Source organism: Holdemanella sp. DFI.5.55, assembly GCF_020593575.1.
GTDB lineage: Bacteria > Bacillota_I > Bacilli_A > Erysipelotrichales > Erysipelotrichaceae > Holdemanella > Holdemanella hominis.
In genome coordinates this window covers 1-221 of record NZ_JAJDMK010000433.1, presented here as the reverse complement: position 1 = coordinate 221, position 221 = coordinate 1, and the positions used below count along the sequence as shown (strand labels likewise).

At 47.1% G+C, this 221-nt stretch carries 1 pseudogene; it reads right to left on the bottom strand.

The features are described from left to right. A pseudogene (locus LJE08_RS14705) lies at positions 1-221 on the bottom strand (hypothetical protein); the annotation flags it as partial.

Sequence of the window (221 nt, the reverse complement as noted above, 5' to 3'; positions counted from 1 at the left end):
CCGTGATGGATCCTGCTTTATATATGCATATTCCTGCAGCACCTCCTGAAAGGCTTCTTCCTTTTGCAGCACATTAGAGATCGGCTCCATCAAACGGCGATACTGTTCCATGCTGATATCCTTTTCATGCAGCCGCTGCAGCAGCTGTGCCTCCTGCTCATGCAGACCCTCATAATATTTCTTCTCCTTTTGAAGGAATGCCTCCTTATCCGCAGTTAAAA